The organism is Staphylococcus argenteus, from assembly GCF_000236925.1.
GTDB classification, from domain to species: Bacteria; Bacillota; Bacilli; order Staphylococcales; family Staphylococcaceae; genus Staphylococcus; species Staphylococcus argenteus.
This window is the reverse complement of sequence record NC_016941.1, coordinates 2149613-2175311: the sequence shown is the minus strand read 5'-3', so window position 1 is coordinate 2175311 and position 25699 is coordinate 2149613. Positions and strand designations below refer to the sequence as shown.

Below are 25699 nucleotides of genomic sequence, written 5' to 3'. Positions count from 1 at the left end.
GTAAACAATGGGAAAATATTTTGGTACAGACGGAGTTAGAGGTGTCGCAAACCAAGAATTAACACCAGAATTGGCATTTAAATTAGGAAGATATGGTGGTTATGTATTAGCGCACAACAAAGGAGAAAAACATCCTCGTGTACTTGTTGGCCGTGATACAAGAGTTTCAGGTGAAATGTTAGAATCGGCGTTAATAGCTGGATTAATTTCAATCGGTGCAGAAGTTATGCGTTTAGGAATTATCTCAACACCAGGTGTTGCATATTTAACACGTGAAATGGGTGCAGAATTAGGTGTAATGATTTCAGCATCACATAATCCAGTGGCAGATAATGGAATTAAGTTCTTTGGATCAGATGGTTTTAAATTATCTGATGAACAAGAAAATGAAATTGAAGCATTATTGGATCAAGAGAATCCAGAATTACCTAGACCGGTTGGTAATGATATTGTGCATTACTCAGATTACTTTGAAGGTGCGCAAAAGTATTTAAGTTACTTAAAATCAACAGTCGATGTTAACTTTGAAGGCTTAAAAATTGTTTTAGACGGAGCAAATGGTTCAACATCATCACTAGCACCATTTTTATTCGGTGACTTGGAAGCTGATACTGAAACAATTGGTTGTAGTCCAGACGGATACAATATCAATGAAAAGTGCGGGTCGACACATCCTGAAAAATTAGCTGAAAAAGTATTAGAAACCGAAAGTGATTTTGGACTTGCTTTTGATGGCGACGGAGATAGAATTATAGCAGTAGATGAAAATGGACAAATCGTTGACGGCGATCAAATTATGTTTATAATTGGTCAAGCAATGCATAAAAACCAAGAATTAAACAATGATATGATTGTTTCAACAGTGATGAGTAATTTAGGTTTCTATAAAGCTCTTGAACAAGAAGGTATTAAATCTAATAAGACAAAAGTTGGAGACAGATACGTTGTTGAAGAAATGCGTCGTGGAAATTATAATCTTGGTGGAGAACAATCAGGACATATTGTTATGATGGATTATAATACTACAGGTGATGGATTATTAACAGGTATTCACTTAGCTTCAGTTATTAAAATGACTGGAAAATCTTTAAGCGAGTTAGCAGCACAAATGAAGAAATACCCGCAATCATTAATTAACGTACGAGTAACTGATAAATATCGCGTAGAAGAAAATGTTGATGTAAAAGAAGTTATGACAAAAGTTGAAGTAGAAATGAATGGAGAAGGTAGAATTTTAGTAAGACCTTCTGGTACTGAACCATTAGTTCGTGTCATGGTTGAAGCGGCAACTGATGAAGATGCTGAACGATTTGCACAACAAATAGCTGATGTAGTTCAAGAAAAAATGGGATTAGACAAATAATTTTATGGTGAATAAACCGATGCAAATGCATCGGTTTTTTTGTGCTTGAAGAAATAATTTATACTACAAATGTAAAATGATATAAATATAATAAAAACAAAGTAATCAATATGTAATATAAAATACACCGGTACTCAATATATAATGATGATAAAATTAATTTTAATTAGATAGAGTTGTTCTGTCTTTTTAGATGGAAGAAAGCTGTTTATATTAAAAGTTGATTAAGTGACATCATTTAACAGCAAGAATAATCAACCAGGAGGGTGACTTAATGAATTTATTCAGACAACAAAAATTTAGTATCAGAAAATTTAATGTCGGTATTTTTTCAGCCTTAATTGCTACTGTTACATTTATATCTACTAATCCGACTGCGTCTGCAGCAGAGCAAAATCAGCCAGCACAAAATCAACCAGCGCAACCAGCTGACGCTAATGCACAACCTAATGCAAATGCTGGTACACCAGGAGCACAAGCTAATCCAGCAGCGCAACCAGCGGGAACTCCAGCTAATAAACCGCAGCCAGCTGCAAATCAAGGTGGCCAAGCAGATCCAAATGCACAACCAGCAGGACAAGGTAACCAAGTAGATGCTAATAATGCAGCGCAAGCACAACCAGGAAACCAAGTAGGACAAGGAAATAATCAAACTGCACCTGCTAATAATGCAGCACCTGCCAATCAAGCACAACCAGCAAACGCAGCAGCACCTGCAGGACAACCAGCAGCGGCACAACCAGCGCCTGTAGCATCAAACACACAAACACAAGATCCTAATGCTAACAATACAGGTGAAGGTAGTATCAATACAACATTAACATTTGATGATCCTGCAATTAAAACAGATGAGAATAGACAAGATCCAACTGTAACTGTTACAGATCATGTCAATGGTTATACTTTAATTAATAATGGTAAAGTTGGTTTCGTTAATTCTGAATTACGCCGAAGTGATATGTTTGATAAAAATAGTCCGCAAAACTATCAAGCTAAAGGAAATGTAGCAGCATTAGGTCGTGTGAATGCTAATGATTCAACTGATCACGGTGACTTTAACGGTATTTCAAAAACAGTAAATGTTAAACCAGATTCAGAATTAATTATTAATTTTACAACTATGCAAACAAATAGTAAGCAAGGGGCAACAAACTTAGTTATTAAAGATGCTAAGAAAAATACTGAATTAGCAACTGTAAATGTAGCTAAGACTGGTACTGCACATTTATTTAAAGTGCCAACGGATGCTGATCGCTTAGAATTACAATTTATTCCAGACAATACAGCAGTTGCAGATGCTTCAAGAATTACAACAAATAAAGACGGTTACAAATACTACTCATTCATTGATAATGTTGGATTATTCTCAGGATCTCATTTATATGTCAAAAATAGAGATTTAGCACCGAAAGCAACAAACAACAAAGAATATACTATTAACACTGAAATTGGTAATAATGGTAATTTTGGTGCATCTTTAAAAGCAGATCAATTTAAATATGAAGTAACTTTACCACAAGGTGTAACATACGTTAATGATTCATTATCTACTACGTTCCCTGATGGAAACGAAGACAGTACAGTATTAAAAAATATGACTGTTAATTATGATCAAAATGCTAATAAATTAACATTTACAAGTCAAGGTGTGACAACAGCACGTGGTACTCATACAAAAGAAGTTTTATTCCCAGATAAATCATTAAAATTATCATATAAAGTTAATGTTGCGAATATCGATACACCTAAAAATATTGATTTTAATGAGAAATTAACATATCGTACTGCTTCAGATGCTGTAATTAATAATGCGCAGCCAGAAGTTACATTAATAGCTGATCCATTTTCAGTAGCAGTTGAAATGAATAAAGATGCGTTACAACAACAAGTGAACGTACAAATTGATGATAGTCATTATACAACTGCATCTATTGCTGAATATAACAAACTTAAACAACAAGCGGACACAATTTTAAATGAAGATGCTAATCATGTTGAAACAGCAAATCGTGCATCACAAGCTGATATTGATGGCTTAGTGACAAAGTTACAAGCGGCTTTAATCGATGATCAAGCAGCAATTGCAGAATTAGACGCTAAAGCACAGGAAAAAATCACAGCAGCACAGCAAAATACAAAAGTTACACGTGATGAAATTACAGCCTTTGTTACTAAAGTTAATAATGATAAAAATAATGCAATCGCAGAAATTAATAAACAAACAACAGCTCAAGGTGTTACAACTGAAAAAGACAATGGTATTGCAGTTTTAGAACAAGATGTAATTACACCAACGACTAAACCACAAGCGAAACAAGAGATTATCCAAGCTGTTACTACTCGTAAACAACAAATTAAAAAGTCTACTGCATCATTACAAGATGAAAAAGATGTAGCGAACAATAAAATTGGTCAAATTGAAACTAAAGCTATAAAAGATATAGATGCAGCAACGACTAATGAACAAGTAGAAGCGATTAAAACGAAAGCAATTAATGATATTAATCAAACTGCACCAACTACTTCAGCGAAAGCAGCTGCGCTAGATGAATATTATGAAGTGGTTCAAGCTCAAATTGATGAGGCACCATTAAACCCTGATACTACGAATGAAGAAGTAGCAGAAGCTATTGAACGTATAAATGCTGCTAAAGAAGCTGGTGTTAAAGCGATTGAAGCGACTACAACGGCACAAGATTTAGAACGAGTTAAAAACGAAGAAATTTTTAAAATTGAAAATCTTACTGACTCTACTGAAACTAAAATGAATGCATATAAAGAAGTTAAACAAGCGGCTGCGGCTAAAAATGCTCAAAATGCTGCAGTTACAAATGCAACTGATGAAGAAGTAGCAGAAGCAAAACAAGCCGTAGACACTGCACAAAAAGAAGGTTTACATGACATTAAAGTTGTTAAATCAAAACAAGAAGTTGCTGATACTAAAGCGAAAGTTTTAGATAAAATTAATGCAATTCAAACACAAGTGAGAGTTAAACCTGAAGCTACAGCAGCAGTAGAAAATGCATATAATACTCGTAAACAAGAAATCCAAAATAGTAATGCTTCAACAACAGAAGAAAAAGAAGCTGCATATACTCAATTGGATGCGAAAAAACAAGAAGCGTTAACAAATATAGATACTGAAAATACAAATAATGGAGTAGCAACTGCCAAAGATAATGGTATTTCTGCAATTAATCAGATTCAAGCTGCCACAACGAAAAAGACTGAAGCTAAAGCGGAAATTGCTCAAAAAGCTAGCGAACGTAAAACAGCAATTGAAGCAATGAATGCTTCAACGACTGAAGAACAACAAGCAGCCAAAGATAAAGTTGACGAAGCAGTAGTTACTGCAAATGCTGATATTGATAATGCAGCAGCAAATACTGATGTAGATAATGTCAAAACTACTAACGAAGGTACAATTGCAGCAATTACACCAGATGCAAATGTTAAACCAGCAGCGAAACAAGCTATAGCAGAAAAAGTACAAGCTCAAGAAACAGCTATAGATGCAAATAACGGAGCAACAACAGAAGAAAAAGCGGCAGCAAAACAACTAGTTCAAACTGAAAAAACAACTGCTGATACAGCTATAGATGATGCGCATTCAAATGCTGATGTTGAAGCTGCTAAAAATGCAGAGATTGCTAAAATTGAAGCGATTCAACCTGCTACTACAACTAAAGATGATGCAAAACAAGCTATTGCTACGAAAGCAAATGAACGTAAAACAGCAATCGCTCAAACACAAGACATTACTGCAGAAGAAATTGCTGCAGCAAATACTGATGTAGACAATGCTGTGACACAAGCAAATAGCAATATCGAAGCAGCAAATAGCCAAAATGATGTAGATCAAGCTAAAACAAATGGTGAAACAAGTATTGATCAAGTAACACCAACTGTTAATAAAAAAGCAACTGCACGCAATGAAATCACAACAATTTTAAATAATAAATTACAAGCAATTCAAGCTACTGCAGATGCAACTGATGAAGAAAAACAAGATGCAGAAACTGAAGCAAATACTGAAAATGCTAAAGCAAATCAAGCAATCACAGCAGCAAATACTAATGCAGAAGTCGATGAGGCGAAAGCAACTGCAGAAGCAGCGATTAATGCTGTAACGCCAAAAGTTATGAAAAAACAAGCAGCCAAAGATGAAATCGATCAATTACAAGCTGCGCAAACAACAGTGATTAATAATGATCAAAACGCTACAAATGAAGAGAAAGAAGCGGCTATTCAACAATTAGCACAAGCAGTTACAGATGCGAAAAATAATATCACAGCAGCAAATGATAATAATGGTGTAGACGCTGCGAAAGATGCAGGTAAAAATTCAATTCAAAGTACGCAACCAGCAACAGCAGTTAAATCAAATGCGAAAAATGATGTAGACCAAGCTGTTGCAACACAAAATCAAGCTATTGATAATACAACGGGTGCTACGACTGAAGAGAAAAATGCAGCAAAAGATTTAGTTACAAAAGCTAAAGAAAAAGCTTATCAAGATATCTTAAATGCGCAAACAACAAATGAAGTAACACAAATTAAAGATCAAGCAGTTACTGATATTCAAGGTATTACCGCAGATACTACTATTAAAGATGTTGCAAAAGGTGAACTAACAACAAAAGCAAATGATCAAAAAGCGCTTATTGCTCAAAGTGCAGATGCAACTACTGAAGAAAAAGATCAAGCGAATCAACAAGTAGACGCACGATTAACACAAGGTATGCAAAATATTGAAAATGCACAGTCGATTGATGATGTAAACACTGCAAAAGATGCAGGTATTCAAGCAATCGAACCAATTCAAGCATCAACAGATGTTAAAACGAATGCAAGAGCTGAATTGCTAAATGAAATGCAAAATAAAATTAATGACATTCTTAATGATAATGACACGACTAATGAAGAAAAAGAAAAGGGCATTGGACCAGTTAGAAATGCATATGAAGAAGGATTAAATAATATCAATGCAGCAAGTACTACTGTAGATGTTAATAATGCAAAAGATTTAGCCGTAAATAAAGTTCAACATATTCAAGCAACACCTGTTAAAAAACCAGCCGGTAAAACAGAATTAGAACAAGCAGCAACTGAAAGAAAACAACAAATTGAACAAACACCGAATGCGTCACAACAAGAAATCAATGATGCAAAACAAGAAGTTGATAACGAATTAAATCAAGCTAAAACAAACGTAGATCAATCGTCAACAGATGGGTATGTAGATGCAGCTGTTAAAGGTGGAAAAGCTAAAATTAACGCAGTAAAAACATTTAGTGAATACAAAAAAGATTCATTAGCTAAAATTGAAGATGCATACAATGCAAAAGTAAGTGAAGCTGATAATTCTAATGCATCAACAGCTAGCGAAATTGCAGAAGCTAAACAAAAACTTGCTGAATTCAAACAAACTGCTGAACAAAATATTAATCAAGCTACTTCAAAAGATGATATAGAAATACAAATTCATAATGATTTGGATAACATTAATAATTACGTAATTCCAAGTGCTAAAAAAGAAAGCGCAACTAATGAATTATATGCTTATGCAGATCAGAAGAGAAATAATATTTCAGCTGACACGAATGCAACACAAGATGAAAAACAAGCAGCAATAAACAAAGTAAACCAAACAGTAGAAAGTGCCCTTGAAAGCATTAATGATGGTGTGGAAAACAGTGATGTTGATGATGCATTAGCACAAGGTAAAGCAGCAATCGATGCAGTTCAAGTAGAAGCTACTGTTAAGCCTAAAGCTATCCAAGTTATTGATACAAAAGCTGAAGAAACAAAAGATTCAATTGATCATAGTGATCAACTAACTACTGAGGAAAAATCAGAAGCGTTAGCAACAATTAAGCAAATCACAGACCAAGCTAAACAAGGCATTAATGATGCAACAACAACTGCCGAAGTTGAAAAAGCTAAAGCACAAGGACTTGAAGCATTTGATAACATTCAAATTGACTCTACAGAAAAACAAAAAGCTATTGAAGAATTAGAAACTGCATTAGACCAAATTGAAGCAGGTGTAAATGTCGACGCTGATGCTACAACTGAAGAAAAAGAAGCGTTTACGAATGCTTTAGAAGACATTTTATCAAAAGCAACTGAAGATATTTCTGATCAAACTACAAATGCAGAAATCGCTACTGTCAAAAATAGTGCGCTTGAAGAACTTAAAGCACAACGTATTAATCCAGTAGTTAAGAAAAATGCTTTGGAAGCAATTAGAGAAGTGGTTAACAAGCAAATAGAAATAATTAAAAATGCAGATGCAGATGCATCGGCGAAAGAAATTGCACGTACAGATTTAGGTAGATATTTTGACAGATTTGCTGATAATTTAGATAAAACACAAACAAATACAGAAGTTGCTGAATTACAAAATGTAACGATACCTGCAATTGAAGCGATTGTGCCTCAGAATGATCCAAATGCTAATGCAACGCCAGAAAATACTGGACAACCTAATTCAACAGCAGCAACAACTAATGAAAATGTAGATGCACCATCTACAACACCAAGCAATAGTAGTATGTCAACTGATGAGTCAACAACAGCTCCATCAGCTATCAACTCATCAAGTGATAACACAACAACAAACAGTAATGGCAATGTAAATGCATCAACATCAACGGATAATGGAACAACTGATAAACCATCACCAAAAACAAATAGTGCAACGCCAACAGAAGGTACAACAAATAACAATACAACAGCAGCAACATCAGGAAATGACGCTCCATCAAATAATAGTAGTTCATCAACAGCTCCAACAGCAACTGAAAATACAGTTGCATCATCGGCTACTGAAGGAAATATGGAGCCATCAACAAATGATACAAATCAAAATGCTGATGTTAATAATAACGCTGATTCACAACCAGCTAATGGCAAAGTTGCTCAACCAAAATCTGAAGCTACACATAAGTCGGAAAAAGATGGAAAAGATTCTACTAATCAAAGCATGGTTGAATCTACAAATGAAACATTACCATCAGCAGATATAACTGAGCCAAAAGCACCTTCTGTAACTTCAAAAGATAAAGAAGGTAGTATGTCAGAACAATCTGAAGCTGGACAATCTAAGTCTGACACTAAAGTAGCATCAAACGAAACAGATGAAACAACAGGAAAAGTTGACACTGATGTATCAAATAACTCTACAGCATCAAAATCTGTTGATGCTAAAGATAATATGACTTCAAAAGATGCTAGTCAAAAAGATAATATGACAACAGCAGGTGCAACTGATAAAGCTACACAAAACGACAACACGAAGGCGTCAGTAGCATCAGTTTCTAATGAAAATAACAGTACTAATCAAGAAATGACTGAAACACGTAAGTCTAATATAGACAAATATAATGCAATGTCAGTTCAACAAAATAAAGACACTAAAGCTGAACCAAAAACTAACCAAAAAGCTAAAGCATTACCAGATACTGGTATGTCACACAATGATGATTTACCATATGCTGAATTAGCACTTGGCGCAGGAATGGCATTCTTAATTAGAAGATTTACTAAGAAAGATCGTCAAACAGAAGAGTAAAACTATTCGGGTTTAAAACGTCAAGTTATTTCAAAAAGAATAGTTTTTACGAAAATAACGAAATATTAAAGTTAATATCAATATGTTTTAGTATTCATCAATTGAAATAATTGATGATGTAAAATCAAAACAATGGATTAACGTAAAAAATACTCCTTTCATACATAGTACAATTCAAGTGTCTATGTTGAAGGGAGTATTTTTGTATCTAGAGATTTAAAATAAATAAGTTACTGTCGCAAATTAAACAAATCTTTCGTTCATAAAGGTTAAAATATATTATTTAAACAACAATCTCGATAAATTATGAAAGTGAATTGTAAGCTTCAATAATCTCATCAGCGAGACCATCATCAACTTTTGCATATTCATTTAAGAAAGCTTTTAAACCGTGCGCGTCAATATAATTATTTTTCTCAACGGTTTCTTGGTCTGCTGAATCATCATATTTTAATAATAATGCCGCTGTATTTAGCAAACCTGTTCGTTCTAAATCTTTATTGTAAAGATAAGTTAATGGTTTAATAATTCGATCTTTAGGTCCAATTTTACGTAATGTACCTCGTCCTACGCGTGTTACTTCGTCAGATAAATATGGATTATTGAAACGATCAATAATTTTTTCAACATAACCTGCTTGTTCTTCCTCAGTAAAATCAAATTCATTGGTAATATATTGACTTGTTTCTGATAAAACACGACGTAAACCAGCTTCAATTGAACTATCTTCAACAGCATCTAAAACTGTAGCTTTACCAGCAAACTGTCCAGCATAAGCTAGATAAGCATGACCCGTATTAACAGTCAGTAATTTTCGTTCAATATATGGTGTTAAATCATCAACATATTTAATATGTTCTAATTCTGGACCATACCATGCATTTTTTTCAATAACCCATTCGTAAAATGGTTCTACCATAACATCTAGTATATTTTCATTTTTTTGTAATGGTACAATTCTATCAACAGCAGAATTAGCGAAATGAATATGATCGCCAAGAGGCCCAGTGATATCAAGAACCGCTTGTTTCAAAGTATCAGTTGCCATAATGGCATTTTCACAAGCTACAATATTTACATGATTTGTTTTTTCTTTTAAAAACGGTGCAAAAGATTTAGCAATAATCGGTAAAATATTAACACCTACAGCTGTTGTAATAATATCAGCTTCTAAAATTGCTTGTTTCAATGCTTCGGAAGGTTGCATTGAATTAATTGCATCAACATTATTCACTCGTGTTGTTGTTTTAGACTCATCAGCTAAAATAACATCATATTGATGTTCAGTAGCTAAAGCATTAATGATTTCTTCATTAACATCTGCAAATGTTACTTTTACATTGTTATCTGCTAGAATATATCCAATAAATCCACGACCTATATTACCAGCACCAAAGTGAACTGCTTTCATTATGCATCTGCCTCCTCGAAAACTTGTTTAATTTCTTCTGCAGATTTTGCTTGAACGATACGATCAACATTTTCTTCTTCACTAAAAGTAATAGCAATTTTAGATAATAAGTCTAAATGCTCACCATCTTTGCCAGCGATGCCAACAACAACTTTAACTACTTCGCCATCCCAATCAACACCTTCAGGAATTTGCAATAATGTTAAACCTGAATGAATCACATTTGTTTTCGCTTCATCTGTGCCATGAGGAATAGCTAAACCATTTCCCATAAATGTTGAAACCACTTGCTCGCGATCTTTCATTGCTTGAATATAAGCATCTGTAACAGCGCCACTATCTACTAAAGCTTTACCAGCTTTTTCAATTGCTTCATTTTGGCTGTTAACATTCACATTTAAAAAGATATTATCATTACTAAATAATTCACTCATTTTTCTACACTCCTAAATAAATTGGTTTTGAATTCGTTTTAAAAATTTGTTTCTTAATAATGTTTCAAATTCCTGTGGTTTTTCCATAAAAGTATCAATAGATTCTAATTGCAAACTTAAAATTTCAGATAGGTCACTCACTAGTGACGACATAAAATCATTTTCAGGAATAAACATGGAAATCATATATTTAATTGTAAAATGGTCATTTTGAATACTAGGTAATACTAACGGTTGATCTAAACATGTAATTAAAATTATTGGATGTTGAATCATTTTGTCTTTTAGATGTGGTATTGCAACTGGATAGGGGTCTAATATCCATCCAGGGTTATCTTTCAACCGTTGCTCTAGTAGTTCAGCGAATGACGGTGCATCGTTTATCACATGATAATGAAGTAAGTAATCAGCAATATATTCGTTCCATTGATTTACATGTGTATAATCTATTTTCACTGAATCAATTAATGTTAAACCCGAACGCATATTTTGAATTAATTGTTCAGAATGATCATTGCTTAACTGATCATCATCATCTGAAAGTAATACAGCTTTTCCTTCACGGTTGTTGTCTTCAATATAAGTAAGTTTTTCTAAAGGGTTTAATTTATTCTCGTTCATTGTATAAACAGTTTCATCATGTTGAATTGATTTTGTATTTAAAAACTGAGCGACATAACTTACATCACTATCAGGCAACAGTGGATTGACCGTTAGATAGGGGGAAGTAATGTCTAAATTTACTGTTGAAATGATACCGTCAAATTGTGTTAAATCAAGTGTATTCAAATCACTAACAGATGCCTGTGTGATACGTTCAATTTCATTAAAAACTTGTTCGAGACGTGTAGATAATAGGCGACTTGTACCCATACCACTACTGCAAACGACTAGTATACTTAAAAAGCGATTACCTTGATTTTTAATTGAGCCACCAAAATGTAATACTATAAATGCGATTTCGCTTTCTGGAAAAATCAATTCAGGCCAGCAATCATTTAATGCTAATCTGACATTTTCGAATAACCTTGGATATTTGTACTTAATCATGTCTGTTAAAGGATTATACGTTTCAATATTGGCTTGCAAACGATTAATAGCTGGATTGAGATGAAGCGTTAACCCATCAACTAATGTATCTATGTCTACAAAATTCATACCTGAAATTGATTCTACTTTTTTGACAAATGATTTAATTTTATTTTCTTCACATTGATTATTTGACGACGTGTCATTAAGATTTTTACGTTTAGCACCACGTAGATGAATTGTAATAAAAGCGATTTCTGCTTGATTAAATGTCACATCATAAATTTGACCAAGCTTATCTGCAAGTTCACTTGCAACTTTATGTTCCAATGTATGTTGAACAGATTCATAAATTTCATCATTTAAAGCAACATATTCACCATTTTTTATACGTGAAATAGATAGAACAATATGAACTGTTAAAGTTAAATAACTTGATTCAGTAAGTTGATAAGGTAGGGCGCTTAAGTAATCCATTAATAAACGTTCGACATTGAAAATGCGTTCCAAATCTACAAAGTCTTGTTGGATTTGATTCAAAGAGTGATAAACGAAATGATTTTCAATAACGGAATAGACACTAGTACTATTTAAGTTATTCACCATAAGCTGACTCAAAAATTCACGTTTTTTCGATTCAGTACCTACTAGATAAATACCTTCGCCACGCTTACGTGATAAAGATAATTGGTAACCATTTAAATCTATCTCTAAGTCATCCAACATCTTCGCTAAAGTTTGGACTGAAACACCAATTTCTTGAGCTAAACTGTATTGTTTAACGGGATCTTTAGCTTGTATCAGAGCATATAAAATGATTACTTTTTGTTCTTCAACAGATAAATCAATCGTTTGATGTTGTGCGATGGATTGCTTCAAATCATGTAAATCAGAGTCTGCACCAGCGATGCGAATCCCTTTTTTATTTGCACGCTCTAAAATTAATGAAAAGGAAGTTAGATAAGCTTCAACTCCCTTTAATTCACGATGTATAGTACGAGAGGACACCGCAAGTTGCTGAGCGATGTCGTGTATAGTGACATATTGACCATTATATTTAATCAATAGGGCTATCATTTCTTTTTCACGTGTACTCAATAACATGGCGGTATCCTCCATTTATAATTTATTTAATTATTATGCTTGATCATCTTTTTTAAGATTATTTAAAAGTTCTTCATATCTTGGTGAATTAAGGAAGTTATCCACTGAAATATGAATAGCATTCGGTGTTTGTTTAATAGCACGGTCAGTTAATTTTTTCTGAGTAATAACTAATTGTGCATCTTTTGGCAATTGATTAATCGCAGTATTTGTCACTGTGATATCATTAATGCCTGCTTTTTTAAATTTATTACGTAGCATACTTGCACCCATTGCACTAGAACCCATACCCGCATCGCAGGCAAAAATAACATGATCTATATTATTGTAATTGTGCGCATCAACATCTTCAGTATTGTAATTATCCAATAATGCTTCAGGATCATCCTCTAATGTAGATGGTTCATCCGCATTCGTTTTTGCTTTAGTATTTACATTCTCTTCAACTTTCGCATCTTTATCAGAAGATACTAACTTAGAAGCAACACTAGATTTTTTACCTTTAGTAGTTTCCATTTGAGCAGTTGCGGCTTCTAAATCTTGTTTAGGTTCTTTAGTGAACTTTATAATTAAAGCTGCTACGACGAATGATACAAGTGCAGCAAGGAAGACACCGAGTAACATGTGCAAGAATTCGCCTCTAGGTGCATTTAAACAGTAAACAATAAATGAACCTGGTGACGCTGGACTTTTAAATCCGAATCCTGTTGCTTGATAAGTTGCAACACCAGTCATACCACCTAAAATAACTGCGATGAATAATAAAGGACGCATTAATACATATGGGAAATAAATTTCATGAATACCACCGAAGAAGTGGATGATTCCAGCACCATATGACGTTGCTTTTGCAGTACCTTTTCCGAAAATCATATAAGCAAGTAAGATACCTAAACCTGGTCCAGGGTTAGATTCAATTGTGTATAAAATAGATTGACCAGCTTTTGCAGCTTGATCTGCACCAAGTGGTGTGAATACACCATGGTTAATCGCATTGTTTAAAAATACAATTTTTGCAGGTTCTACTAAAATACTTACAAGTGGAAGTAGGTGAGCATGTACTAATGCTTCAACTGCCACTGATAAAATATGCATAATAAATTTCATAAGTGGTGCTAAAAGTTTAAATCCTGCAATGGTCATGATGAATCCTAAAATACCAGCTGAAAAATTATTGAATAACATTTCAAAACCTTGTGGTGTTCTAGGTTGGATAAATTGGTCAGTCTTTTTCATTAACCAACCAACTAAAGGACCCATAATCATAGCGCCAAGTAACATTGGTGTATCAGGTAATGCAACGATGACCCCCATAGTTGCCGTTGCAGCGATAATACCACCACGTAAATCATAAATTAAACGACCACCACTAAATGCGATTAATAGTGGGATTAAATAAGTAATCATTGGACCAGCCAACGTAGCTAAATCTTTATTTGGGAACCAACCATTATCTATAAAAATGGCCGCGATGAATCCCCAAGCAATGAATGCGCCAATGTTTGGCATAATCATACTACTCAAAAATGATCCGAATGCTTGAACGTGACGACCAATTCCTTTTTTCTCTTCAGTTTGCGACATATTTACACCTCTTTTTTAATGTATGTGACTATCTTTAGTGTAAAGAGCCAGAACGTAATCCTCAATATAAACAAAAATCAACTTTGTCAAAATAAATGTGACAAAATTAAATGAAGTGTCATAAATGTGACCACATAGATATTTTGAAAATGTAAAACAAAAATATTGTTTTAGGATTTTTAAAATTTTATTGTGAAAATATTTGCAAAATAAAACAACACCGTTGTACAATAATGATTAATGGAAAGGGGGAAAGTTCGGTAATACAGTTAAAGCGCCTGTGCAAATAAATAATTATGTTTGATGATTAAAGATTAATATAAGAGTGATCTTTATAGAACATCATTTATATATTTGTAGACGAGGAGGATAGTGATCGAATAGATCGGCGGATGCTATCCCGGATGTGGCTCATTCGTTAGCTTATTAAGTAAAACATTAAGGTGACTTAATGGACAAAGTTAATAAGATCGCCAGAAATTAAATATAAAAATATTAAAAAGGAAAGTACAGTGTAAGCATTTTGTGTAGTTAATAGATATAACTATGCTTAATTTGTTGTGGGATGAATGCAAAATAGTACATTCCACATTTATATTATGAAAGCAGATTGTCAATCTAAATTATCGACAATAAGTCATAATTTACGCGTACTATTCCTATATGGAGGAAAATGAAGTTATGTGTGGAATTGTAGGTTATATTGGCTATGATAATGCCAAAGAATTATTATTAAAAGGTTTAGAAAAATTAGAATACAGAGGCTACGATTCAGCAGGTATCGCTGTAGTAAATGAAGATAGTACAACTGTATTTAAAGAAAAAGGACGAATTGCAGAATTACGTAAAGTTGCTGATAGCAGTGATTTTGATGGTCCTGTTGGAATCGGTCACACACGTTGGGCAACTCACGGTGTACCTAACCATGAAAACTCTCATCCTCATCAATCTTCAAATGGCCGTTTTACTTTAGTTCACAACGGTGTTATTGAAAACTATGAAGAGTTAAAAAATGAATATTTACAAGGCGTATCATTCATTTCAGAAACAGATACAGAAGTTATTGTTCAATTAATTGAATACTTTTCAAATCAAGGTTTATCAACGGAAGAAGCATTTACAAAAGTTGTGTCATTATTACATGGTTCATATGCATTAGGTTTATTAGATGCTGAAGACAAAGACACAATCTATGTTGCTAAAAATAAATCACCATTATTATTGGGTGTAGGTGAAGGATTCAACGTTATCGCATCAGATGCACTTGCAATGTTACAAGTGACAAGCGAATATAAAGAAATCCATGACCACGAAATCGTTATTGTTAAAAAAGACGAAGTAATTATTAAAGACGCAGAAGGAAATGTTCAAGATCGTGATTCATATACTGCTGAAATTGATGCATCAGATGCCGAAAAAGGTGTTTATGCACATTATATGTTAAAAGAGATTCATGAACAGCCTGCAGTTATGCGTCGTATTATTCAAGAGTACCAAGATGCAGAAGGTAACTTGAAAATTGATCAAGATATCATTAATGATGTTAAAGAAGCAGACCGTATTTATGTAATTGCAGCTGGTACAAGTTACCACGCAGGATTAGTAGGTAAAGAATTTTTAGAAAAATGGGCTGGTGTACCAACTGAAGTACACGTTGCTTCTGAATTTGTTTACAACATGCCATTGTTATCTGAAAAACCATTATTTGTTTATATTTCGCAATCAGGTGAAACAGCAGATAGCCGTGCAGTGTTAGTTGAAACTAAAAAATTAGGTCATAAATCACTAACAATTACAAATGTTGCAGGTTCTACGTTGTCTCGTGAAGCAGACCATACATTGTTATTACACGCTGGTCCTGAAATCGCGGTTGCATCTACAAAAGCATACACTGCGCAAATTGCAGTATTATCAATTTTATCTCAAATCGTTGCGAAAGAGCACGGTCGTGAAGCGGATATTGATTTATTAAGAGAATTGGCAAAAGTAACAACAGCTATTGAAGCGATTGTTGACGATGCGCCAATTATGGAGCAAATTGCAACAGATTTCTTAGCAACAACACGTAATGCATTCTTTATCGGACGTACAATTGACTATAATGTAAGTTTAGAAGGTGCATTAAAACTTAAAGAAATTTCTTACATTCAAGCAGAAGGTTTTGCTGGTGGAGAACTTAAACATGGTACGATTGCATTAATCGAAGAAGGCACACCAGTTGTAGGTTTAGCAACACAAGAGAAAGTTAATTTATCAATTCGTGGTAACGTTAAAGAAGTAGTAGCACGTGGTGCACACCCATGTATCATTTCTATGGAAGGTCTTGAAAAAGAAGGCGACACTTATGTCATTCCACATGTACATGAATTATTAACACCATTAGTTTCAGTAGTTGCATTACAATTGATTTCATATTATGCGGCATTACACAGAGATTTAGATGTGGATAAACCACGTAACCTTGCTAAATCAGTTACTGTAGAATAATTACGTATATTTTATCAGTGCATGTTTTAGGTTTGAAATAAAGTCGTACCGTTTATAAAAAAGATGTACCGTTTTAAATAAAGTTATACCGTTTTACCCCTTTAGATTATAGTAATCTAAAGGGGTGTTTTTATGTCGAAAAGAAGGCTCTATGTCAAATTGGACTGATGAGTTCAATATCGGAAGTTAGGCAACTAAACATTGCTTAACTTCCTTTTTACTTTTTGGAGCGTAAAGTTTTGAACATAATAATATTCGATTGCGCAAATGATTGTAACTTCCATAACCAAAAGGTGTACGTTTAATTAATTTTATTTTGTTATTTATACCTTCTAAAGGACCATTTGATAAATTGTAATAACCAAATGTATTTTTTATAAAGTATGCATGTTTGTTAAGTGTCTTAATTGCTCGTTGGACAACTGAATGCGCTTGAGATAATGGCGTATGTTTTAATTCGTGAATAAAGCCTTCATAATCATTATGTTTAAGTTTGAATCGTAGTTGATTAATATATTTATAGGACTCATTTAGTGAGTCATCTTGATCTAATAAATACTTGACGATACCCTTTTGTGTCTTCCATTCCTTAAATAAAGCTACATTACGATATTCAAATGCCTCTAAATCTTCTCCAGGTTTTAATAGTAATTTCGCATATCTTTTAAACTTATTATATAAAGGTTGATTCGTCGTTCTTAATTCATTCATAACAGCGACTCGAATACCATTTAAAGCACGATTTAATAATTGAACAATATGGAATCGATCGATAACTATTTTAGCGTTCGGAAACATCTCTTTAATCAATGTCATATAGCCTTCATGCATTGAGGCGCTCCCACCTATTTTGATTGAAGATGATGTGATGGATCGATTTATGGTGGCACCACGAATAACAAATCGAGATAAGCAGAGTGCGACAAACATTCGCTATCATGTGCTTAAACGTATAAAAAATTTTATTCAGCCATTACCTATTCATTTCGAAGTAGAACGTCGATTATCTACGTTGATTCGTAGAGGTTACTTAGCCAGAAACCCTTTAGATAAAATATTTTTGGAACGTATTCGAGTTTTACACCAATTACGAGAAGATGAAGAAGATGCCCATAAATATATAGTTGAACGCTTAAATTACATTCGTTCGACAGCAGATAGCTTATCTATTATCGGCATTTCAGGTATCGGAAAAACAACAGCAATTGAACGCTTATTGTTAATGTATCCACAAGTAATTAAGCATGAGAAGTATGAAGAACAATCATTTAATCGTACACAAATTGTCTGACTGAAAATTGATTGTCCGTATGACGGCTGCCTTTCCACACTATGTAAAAGCTTCTTTAAAGCGATCGATGAAATTATTAGGAACGCGTTATTTAGAGAAATTTGGCTACTTAAACCGTGTAACATCAACCATGTTGTTACATATGACTTCATTAGCTAGTATGTATGGTGTTGGCGTACTTGTAATTGATGAGATTCAACATTTATTACATGAAAAAAACGACAAAGAAGAGATGCTTAATTTCTTTGTAACCTTGTCTAATACGGTTGGTGTTCCAACAGTTTTGATCGGTACATCTAAGGCTCAACAATTATTTAAAGGAAACTTCCGTCAGGCTCGTCGTGCAGCCAGTGAAGGTTCGATTATTTGGAATCGCATGAATGAGGATAGTGAAGAATGGGAGTTCTTTTTAGAAACATTATGGGAATTACAATGTCTTAAAACTTACTCAGAGCTTACACAGGACGTTAAAAAGGCTTTCTATAATGAATGGCAGGGGATTACTTCAGTCGCTGTTAATCTATTTATATTGGCTCAAGAAAGAGCACTATATGATGAATCGAACGAAGATGAAAAATTGATGATAAGAGTTTTAAAGAAAACGGCAAAAGAAGATATGAAAATCATTCAGCAAATGTTAAATGCTATTCGAAAAAATGATTTTAGAGCAATGTATAAGTATGAAGAAATTATGATTAATTTAGATGAATTAATGCATAGTCATAAGCAAAATACTGAGTATGAAGGTCGAATTAAAGAGGCCATGAAAGAGCGAAAAAGTACTTTAACATATAAGCGCCTAGAGTTGATTGAAGGTTTGAGTGAAGAAGTTGCAGCATTCGGTATTTTTGATGCTTTAACTCCAAGTCACATTAAAGAAACTACAAAAAAATTAGTAGAAAATTCATCGATAGAAACGGATTATAACCTACTGAAAACACAACTTATTCCTAATTTAATTGAGTTGAATAAGAAGCTTAAGGAGAAAAAAGTGAAGGTAGTACCTTCGGGTAAAGTATTACCACTATTAGATGCTAGGGAGAAAGCGTTGAACCAGAAGAAACATGTGTATGAAGGACTTAAAGAAGAAAATTATATAAAAAATCCAATGGTAGAATTTTTCGTAACTTTGGAATGAGGAGTAGAATTTTTGATGGAATTTAAAAAACAATTTCCTGATTATTTAAATTATAAAAATGAAGAGTATTTAATGAATGTTGTAACAGAGGAATTACTTAGAGAAATTGCTCAAAGACTACCAAGGGTATATATTCAGCAAAAACAGCAAAACAGGTATTTAAATTTAGATGAAACTATTAAAAATGCTTGCGATGTAGTATCGATTTACACTAATAATAAAAAAATCAAGGATATGATTTTATTATTAGAGATTTTGAAGAGCAAGTTGTAGATTTTAAAATAGGTAAATTCCATAAATTTATGGATGCCACGAGTGAATTGGCGAAGAATGATAATGTTTTCGAAGATTATAATTTTGGTTACAAATTAACAAATGAATCTAAATATAACTGGTTATGTATTAATACTAATGTTGGTGAGGTAGTGAATTTTGATGAATTGATAATTACTACTTCAGAGCTTTGTAAACAAACAGCAGAACATATTAAACAAGCACGGGAACAACTGAATAGAGTGAATGAACTTAGAGCTAGAAAAGATGCTATACGTGATTGTTTATCGGCTATGGAAGCTTTAATGACTTATTTGACAGGAACGACGGATATTTCAGCAGCTGATAAAGCTATGAGAGATGATGAAGAGACATGGGGACAAGGTTTTATTATTAAAGAGGGCATTACTATGTGGAACATGTTTCATAATAAATATAAAGATATTAGGCATGGGAACAACTTTGATATCAGTTTAATTAGTTAGGAAGAAACTATTTATTTTATCGACAAACTTCTTGTTTATGTAAAGTATCTTTCTAGTAAAGCAACAAGTACTGATATTACTAAGAACAGTAAAGAAGAGTTTCAGTTTAATTAGAAATTTTTATTGAATATAGGAGGTAATTAAATGCTACCTTTCTTCACGAATCCATATCCAAATGAATTATTGTATTCAGCAATTGCACGTTACCATTTTTATAGTGGGAATCTTGATTGTAAAGATACATTAGAAGAGTTATTTGATAGTCGTTCTGCGATACCGAGTGTGGAGATTGGTAGCCATCTTACTAATTTAGTAGAGAAATTAGTACCTCAATATTCGGTAGAGTATTTATTAGCTAACCATACGATTTATCCTTACTATGCTTCATTTTTATCTAAACAACGACAGATGGAGATTTTAGAAGATGTCAAAAATAATGGACAGGCTTTATATACAAGGCTTGGTATTGTAGCTGGAGACATTTGTCGTAAAGATGGGCTATATTACTGTGCTATGTGTGCTAAATCTGATTCAGATAAGTATAGAGAGCCGTATATTCACAGAGAACATCAATTACAAGGAATAAGTTATTGTGCACACCATGAAATTCCGTTGAGGGAGTATCCGGTAACAGGCGATAGTCGCATCGAATACATTCGTTTTGAATTACGCTACATGAATCTATCAGATTTATACGAAGTGGCGCCATATGAAGAAATAGCCATTCAATTAGCAAAGCAAACATATAAACTATTAAAAATACCGTTACATTCATTAACCAAAGTAGAAATAGATTCGATGTATAAGGCGTTAATTAGAAAGAAAAATTTAATTACAGCCGCCAATCGGGTGAGACAACAAGATTTATATCAAATGATAAAAATCGACTTATCAGAAGAGTTTTTAACGTACTATGAGAGCAATTTTAATGAAGAAAATGAATATAATTGGGTAAAAGTATTAACTCGTAATTCAACGAGGCATGTGAACCCATTACGCCATTTATTAATGTTGTTATATCTGAAGCAAGATGTAGGAGATTTGATAGTAGATAACGGTCCATTTGGAAAGGTCCTTACCCGTGTTTGAATAGAGCTGCGAAACATTACAAAAAGTTAGTTATACCATCTGTAAAAGTTACAAGGGATTTTAAAACAAAAGCTCCAATCGGTACATTTTGTTGTTCTTGTGGCTTTGTGTATGCGCGTAAAGGGCCAGATAATAATGTGGAAGATCAATATAGAATTGGTAGAATAAAAGCTTTTGGTCATGTATGGCGTAAACAACTAAAAAAATTGTTGAATACAGGAATGAGTATTCGAGCTATTGCAAAAGAGCTAGGGGTAGATTCTAAAACTGTTAAGAAATATGCAGAAGAACCAACTCTAAAAGAGGCTAAGGCAATTAAACCAGATAGATTAGAAACCTATCGTAATGATTTGTCCGAAATAATATTTACTCAACCGCAATTAACTCGAACTGAAATAAGGAATCAACTATGTAAACAGTATATGTATTTGTATAGATATGATAAAGAGTGGCTAATGGCTAACTTACCAATCCAGCGAAAGTATACAGAACCGAATAGACTTGTGGATTGGAATGCGTGAGACCGAGAATATGTTCAACGTATAAAGGCGTTACATCAGGAATTATTAACTGTTGAGAAGCCTGTTCGAAAAACAAATTCTTTAATTTGGAAGCGATTAGGTATTACAGCAAATATAGAAGGTTATTCAGCTAAGTTGCCAAGTACGACAACTTTATTGAACGAAATAACAAAACCGTTAAAGCATTTCAAATTAGACGTTGTTGTAAGGTGATTGACCAGATGCTAGAAGAAAATGAAGTGATAAAGCTTTGGAAAGTACAACGGATAGCAGCGATAAAGTCGCATCACTTTCATGAAATAAAAAAGGAATTATCTAAATACATTCAAAAAAGCCAGGGTGTGAAAAGAGATGAACAACAAAGTATATAAATTGAAAAACTGGCCATTTGCTAAAGGAGAACAAGCTCAATTAACTTGGATTAGTTCTCCATTTAGGCATGAGAAGAAAATCATGATTTATGCATATTTTAGAGCCAAAGGGAGAACTGAAAAAATCTTAATAGATTGGGGCATGTTACCTGTATTAGCTATTCAACATATGTATATAGATGGTGATTTACGTCATAGTTTGCCACCTGACAATTTAGAAGAAGTTGATTTGACGATTTTCCCGCAATTAGTACGTTATACAGAGAGAGAATGGACTGTACAAGGAACGAATGATTAGGATATGTCACGTAGTTTTATAGTGAAGTTTAATAATAAATCGTATACATTGCCGCTAATTGAAGTAGTTCGTAGTATCTTTGCGCCCAATCGCTTTTTATTATATCGCTTATTTGAAATGAACTCTTTTCCACAGTATTTTATTGAAAACTATACAGAAGGACAAATTCAGTTGAGCTTTTCTTCTCAATACAATCTGAAATACACGAAAAAAGGCTTTTTATATCAGCTAGTCTGGCTATTAGGTAATCAGGATCTAAGAAAAACGTTTGAAAATATTGCATATACATTTTTAAATAAGGGTTAATTGAAGTTTGAGTGGTTATTTAAACAACCTATTTCAATTAAAGCAGTTGTAAAAACCGGAGGGATAATTTTAAGAGTAAATGAAGTGTAGAAGAAGGAAATATTATTTGACGTTATATCATTTTCACATCCCGAATTATCAAAATATGAAAAATCTAACGAACCTAAGAAATATACGATGCATGAATTAAAATTATCTACTGAAGAAAAGGAAAAGATAATAGATGAAACGGTAGAAGGTGCAACAGAGGATTTTGAATTATCTGAAATGAATAAACAAGTTCATGAGTATGCCGAATCACCAAGTATAGTGAAAATTCAAGGTAAATCAATAAAACAAAGAACATGTGAAGATGAAAGTACGAAAAGATATACATTTAAAGATACAGGAATTCGTTCAGCATCAGATACAGGTGGTTATCGTTTAGCGAGAGGGATTGAAAATAAAGCTTTACAGAAAGTTCAGGCAGAGGGCGAATTAGGTGAGTTTGTACATGTATTGCAAGAACTAGAGGATTATAAAGAAGTACAATTAATTATTATACAGATGAGTTCATTGCCAATAGGAGATGGGAAAAGAGTATTTAGCTATTTAGATGATGGTGTAACACCTCGTCAGTATGCACTAGCGACAGTTAGTCTATTTAACGGCAATGAGTTTAAAATTTTAGAAGTAGAAAGAGAAAATTGTGCACTTTCCATGTTGATTTTATCTTCGACGGGATTGGTTAATTGGAATCCATTGATTGATAGCTTGCTGTTGAATTTAGTTAATAGTAGTGGGACATGGGTGAAAGAATCGCTTGAAATTTTAGAGAGAAGTAATGTAATCATACAAAAAGCAAAGCATAGTAAAAAGGAATATGCACATAGGGCGAAACTATTGATTCATAAAATGTTATAAATTGTAATTTAGAGGTTGATAGTTCAAATTAACTGGTATAATAAACAAATAAGATATAACTTACAGGAGGAAACAACGTGACAACAGCAAATTTAGGTTTTAAAGAAAAGTTATGGAAAATGGCATGGTCATGGAAGAAATCGCCTTCTACGATGCCTTAGCTTCACATGATACAGCTGAGCAAGTTCTAGGTGATGATACATCAAAAATCATTGCTCACGAACTAACTCAGTCTATTAAAGAAAATATGAGTATTGATTGGAACTTATGCGAATCAGCACGTGCAAAAATGCGAGTTATCGTAAGACGCCTATTGAAAAAGTACGGATATCCACCAGAAATCAGTAAACAAGCAGTAGAAACCGTCATTGAACAAGCAGAGCTGATGTCAGAGCAGCTGGCGATGGAATTATAAGAACTAGATTTAAAGCACAATTTAGAGATTCTCTTTATTGTGCTTTTATATAATTTTTTTATGAATGGAGATGGCAAAATGACTATAGATAAGAAAAAATTCATTGAAAAATATGTAAAAGCTTTAGAAAGTAATACAGCGGCTATATTTGCTGGAGCAGGATTATCTTGTGGAGCAGGTTATGTTAATTGGAAGACATTGCTTAATGAAGCAGCAGAAGAATTAGAATTAAATATAGATAAAGAAGAACATGATCTTGTAGGATTAGCACAACATTATATTAATAAGAAAAGAAGTCGTGGAAATCTAAATACAGTAATAATGGAGCAATTTTCAAGAAGAGCAGAATTAACAAAAAATCATATGCTTTTAGCAAAACTTCCCATTGATACATATTGGACAACTAATTATGATTGTATGATTGAAAAAGCTCTTGATTCTGAGGGCAGAATTGTAGATGTGAAAAGAAATCAAAATCAATTAACTGTTTCAGTAGCCGATAAGGATGCTACAGTTTATAAAATGCATGGGGATATAGACAGTATAGACAAGATTATTTTAACTAGAGATGATTATGAAAAATATAATCTAACTCATCCAAAGTTTCGTGAAATATTGGAAGGAGATTTACTTTCAAAAACTTTTCTATTCATAGGTTTTAGCTTTACAGATCCAAATATTAGTTATATCTTATCGAGAATAAGATTAGTGTTAGAAGACAATACTAGACCACATTATTGTATTTTAAAAGAAGTAGAAGAAAAGGAATATGATAATACAGAAGAATTTATGTATGCAAAGATAAAACAACAACTTCATATAGAAGATTTAAGCCGATTTTCAATAGAAACTTTATTAGTTAAAAATTATAGTGAAATCACAGAAATATTAGAAAGTATTTATAAAAGATATAGAAGAAAAACAATTTTTATCTCTGGAAGTGCTACAGAATATTTACCTTTTAATTCAGAAACAGGGAAATATTTTTTACATCAACTAAGTAAAAAATTAGTTGAAAATGATTTTAAATTAGTTACAGGTTTTGGATTAGGAGTAGGATCATATGTTATTAATGGAGTAGCTGATTATATTAATAGTAATAAGAAGTCTAAACTACAGAATCATTTAAGTATATTGCCATTTTCTCAAGATTCAAGTGGGGATTTAGACTTAAAAGAAGTATGGAAAAAAAATCGCTTGGAAATGATTTCTGAGTGTGGAATGGCATTATTTTTATTTGGAAATAAAGAAAAGGATGGAAAAATTGTTTTAGCTGATGGATTAGAAGAAGAATATAAAATAGCAAAAAGACAAGAATTGGTTAGACTCCCTATAAATGTGACAGGTTATAAAACAAAGAATCTTTCAGAACAATATAACGAAGAGATAAATAAACAATTTAAAGAGAAAATATTAAAAATGTATAACGAAATAAATGAATACAAATGTGATTTTTCAAATAAACAAAGTATTGATGAATTTGTTCAAAAAATAGTAAATTTAGTAATTGAAATAAAAAAAACAAAATAATTCATGGGGTTTTAATGCTTTAGAAAGATAGGTGAGTAATTTGGGAAAGTAAAGAGAAAACATGATCACGAAGAAGTTTATTTTAATAAAA

At 33.0% G+C, this 25699-nt stretch carries 16 protein-coding genes and 4 pseudogenes; 15 read left to right on the top strand and 5 right to left on the bottom strand.

Annotated elements, in window-relative coordinates:
* The first annotated feature begins 7 nt into the window (after window positions 1–7).
* Both glmM and fmtB read left to right on the top strand, forming a co-directional pair.
* Window positions 8–1363: a phosphoglucosamine mutase gene (gene glmM / locus SAMSHR1132_RS10590; protein ID WP_000521500.1), complete on the top strand. Its 1356-nt coding sequence runs from the start codon at window positions 8–10 to the stop codon at window positions 1361–1363.
* Between the two features lie 274 nt (window positions 1364–1637).
* On the top strand, window positions 1638–8939 hold the full coding sequence (gene fmtB / locus SAMSHR1132_RS10585; protein ID WP_001048248.1) for an LPXTG-anchored DUF1542 repeat protein FmtB: 7302 nt from the start codon (window positions 1638–1640) through the stop codon (window positions 8937–8939).
* A 304-nt stretch (window positions 8940–9243) separates the two neighbouring features.
* Here the strand turns inward: fmtB and SAMSHR1132_RS10580 are convergent, their stop codons facing one another.
* The 4 genes from SAMSHR1132_RS10580 to SAMSHR1132_RS10565 are packed head-to-tail and all read right to left on the bottom strand — an operon-like array spanning window position 9244 to window position 14501.
* Entirely contained in the window at window positions 9244–10350 is a 1107-nt protein-coding gene (locus SAMSHR1132_RS10580; protein WP_000648735.1) for a mannitol-1-phosphate 5-dehydrogenase, read from the bottom strand.
* Entirely contained in the window at window positions 10350–10784 is a 435-nt protein-coding gene (locus SAMSHR1132_RS10575) for a PTS sugar transporter subunit IIA (protein WP_001292149.1), read from the bottom strand. The genes SAMSHR1132_RS10580 and SAMSHR1132_RS10575 overlap by 1 nt, the downstream gene beginning before the upstream one ends.
* Before the next feature lie 12 nt (window positions 10785–10796).
* Window positions 10797–12917, bottom strand: a complete 2121-nt coding sequence (locus SAMSHR1132_RS10570; RefSeq protein WP_000927372.1) for a BglG family transcription antiterminator — start codon at window positions 12915–12917, stop codon at window positions 10797–10799.
* Between the two features lie 33 nt (window positions 12918–12950).
* Window positions 12951–14501: a PTS mannitol transporter subunit IICB gene (locus tag SAMSHR1132_RS10565; RefSeq protein ID WP_000083788.1), complete on the bottom strand. Its 1551-nt coding sequence runs from the start codon at window positions 14499–14501 to the stop codon at window positions 12951–12953.
* A 681-nt stretch (window positions 14502–15182) separates the two neighbouring features.
* On the opposite strand from SAMSHR1132_RS10565, the gene glmS reads away from it, so the two are divergent.
* Both glmS and SAMSHR1132_RS14300 read left to right on the top strand, forming a co-directional pair.
* Window positions 15183–16988, top strand: a complete 1806-nt coding sequence (gene glmS / locus SAMSHR1132_RS10560; protein WP_000334475.1) for a glutamine--fructose-6-phosphate transaminase (isomerizing) — start codon at window positions 15183–15185, stop codon at window positions 16986–16988.
* A gap of 140 nt (window positions 16989–17128) precedes the next feature.
* A pseudogene (locus SAMSHR1132_RS14300) lies at window positions 17129–17197 on the top strand (hypothetical protein); the annotation flags it as partial.
* Here the strand turns inward: SAMSHR1132_RS14300 and SAMSHR1132_RS10555 are convergent.
* Window positions 17175–17828: pseudogene (locus SAMSHR1132_RS10555) on the bottom strand (transposase); the annotation flags it as partial. The pseudogenes SAMSHR1132_RS14300 and SAMSHR1132_RS10555 sit on opposite strands and share 23 nt — an antisense overlap.
* A gap of 28 nt (window positions 17829–17856) precedes the next feature.
* Between SAMSHR1132_RS10555 and SAMSHR1132_RS14295 the strand changes: the two are divergent.
* The 11 genes and pseudogenes from SAMSHR1132_RS14295 (at window position 17857) to SAMSHR1132_RS10505 (ending at window position 25608) form a co-directional block, all read left to right on the top strand.
* The gene (locus SAMSHR1132_RS14295; RefSeq protein WP_231845224.1) at window positions 17857–18279 is read left to right on the top strand and encodes an ATP-binding protein; all 423 of its coding nucleotides are present in this window, start codon (window positions 17857–17859) and stop codon (window positions 18277–18279) included.
* Between the two features lie 19 nt (window positions 18280–18298).
* The gene (locus tag SAMSHR1132_RS10545) at window positions 18299–19417 is read left to right on the top strand and encodes an ATP-binding protein (RefSeq protein WP_225996259.1); all 1119 of its coding nucleotides are present in this window, start codon (window positions 18299–18301) and stop codon (window positions 19415–19417) included.
* Window positions 19418–19432: 15 nt separating this feature from the next.
* Complete coding sequence (locus SAMSHR1132_RS10540) at window positions 19433–19690, top strand: hypothetical protein (RefSeq protein WP_000394603.1); 258 nt, start codon at window positions 19433–19435, stop codon at window positions 19688–19690.
* Window positions 19691–19737: 47 nt separating this feature from the next.
* Complete coding sequence (locus tag SAMSHR1132_RS10535; RefSeq protein WP_225996258.1) at window positions 19738–20175, top strand: hypothetical protein; 438 nt, start codon at window positions 19738–19740, stop codon at window positions 20173–20175.
* A 144-nt stretch (window positions 20176–20319) separates the two neighbouring features.
* Window positions 20320–21785 (top strand): annotated as a pseudogene (locus SAMSHR1132_RS14465) (TnsD family Tn7-like transposition protein).
* 221 nt (window positions 21786–22006) lie between these two features.
* Complete coding sequence (locus SAMSHR1132_RS14280; protein ID WP_207323309.1) at window positions 22007–22156, top strand: hypothetical protein; 150 nt, start codon at window positions 22007–22009, stop codon at window positions 22154–22156.
* Window positions 22137–22454: a hypothetical protein gene (locus tag SAMSHR1132_RS14275; RefSeq protein WP_001060955.1), complete on the top strand. Its 318-nt coding sequence runs from the start codon at window positions 22137–22139 to the stop codon at window positions 22452–22454. Before SAMSHR1132_RS14280 ends, SAMSHR1132_RS14275 begins: the two co-directional genes overlap by 20 nt.
* A gap of 21 nt (window positions 22455–22475) precedes the next feature.
* Entirely contained in the window at window positions 22476–22760 is a 285-nt protein-coding gene (locus SAMSHR1132_RS14135) for a hypothetical protein (RefSeq protein WP_142381634.1), read from the top strand.
* 177 nt (window positions 22761–22937) lie between these two features.
* Complete coding sequence (locus tag SAMSHR1132_RS14270) at window positions 22938–23663, top strand: Tn7-like element transposition protein TnsE (RefSeq protein WP_000544862.1); 726 nt, start codon at window positions 22938–22940, stop codon at window positions 23661–23663.
* Window positions 23664–23778: 115 nt separating this feature from the next.
* Window positions 23779–24078: pseudogene (locus SAMSHR1132_RS10510) on the top strand (type I restriction enzyme endonuclease domain-containing protein); the annotation flags it as partial.
* A gap of 78 nt (window positions 24079–24156) precedes the next feature.
* The gene (locus SAMSHR1132_RS10505; RefSeq protein WP_000150994.1) at window positions 24157–25608 is read left to right on the top strand and encodes an SIR2 family protein; all 1452 of its coding nucleotides are present in this window, start codon (window positions 24157–24159) and stop codon (window positions 25606–25608) included.
* Window positions 25609–25699 lie beyond the last annotated feature (91 nt).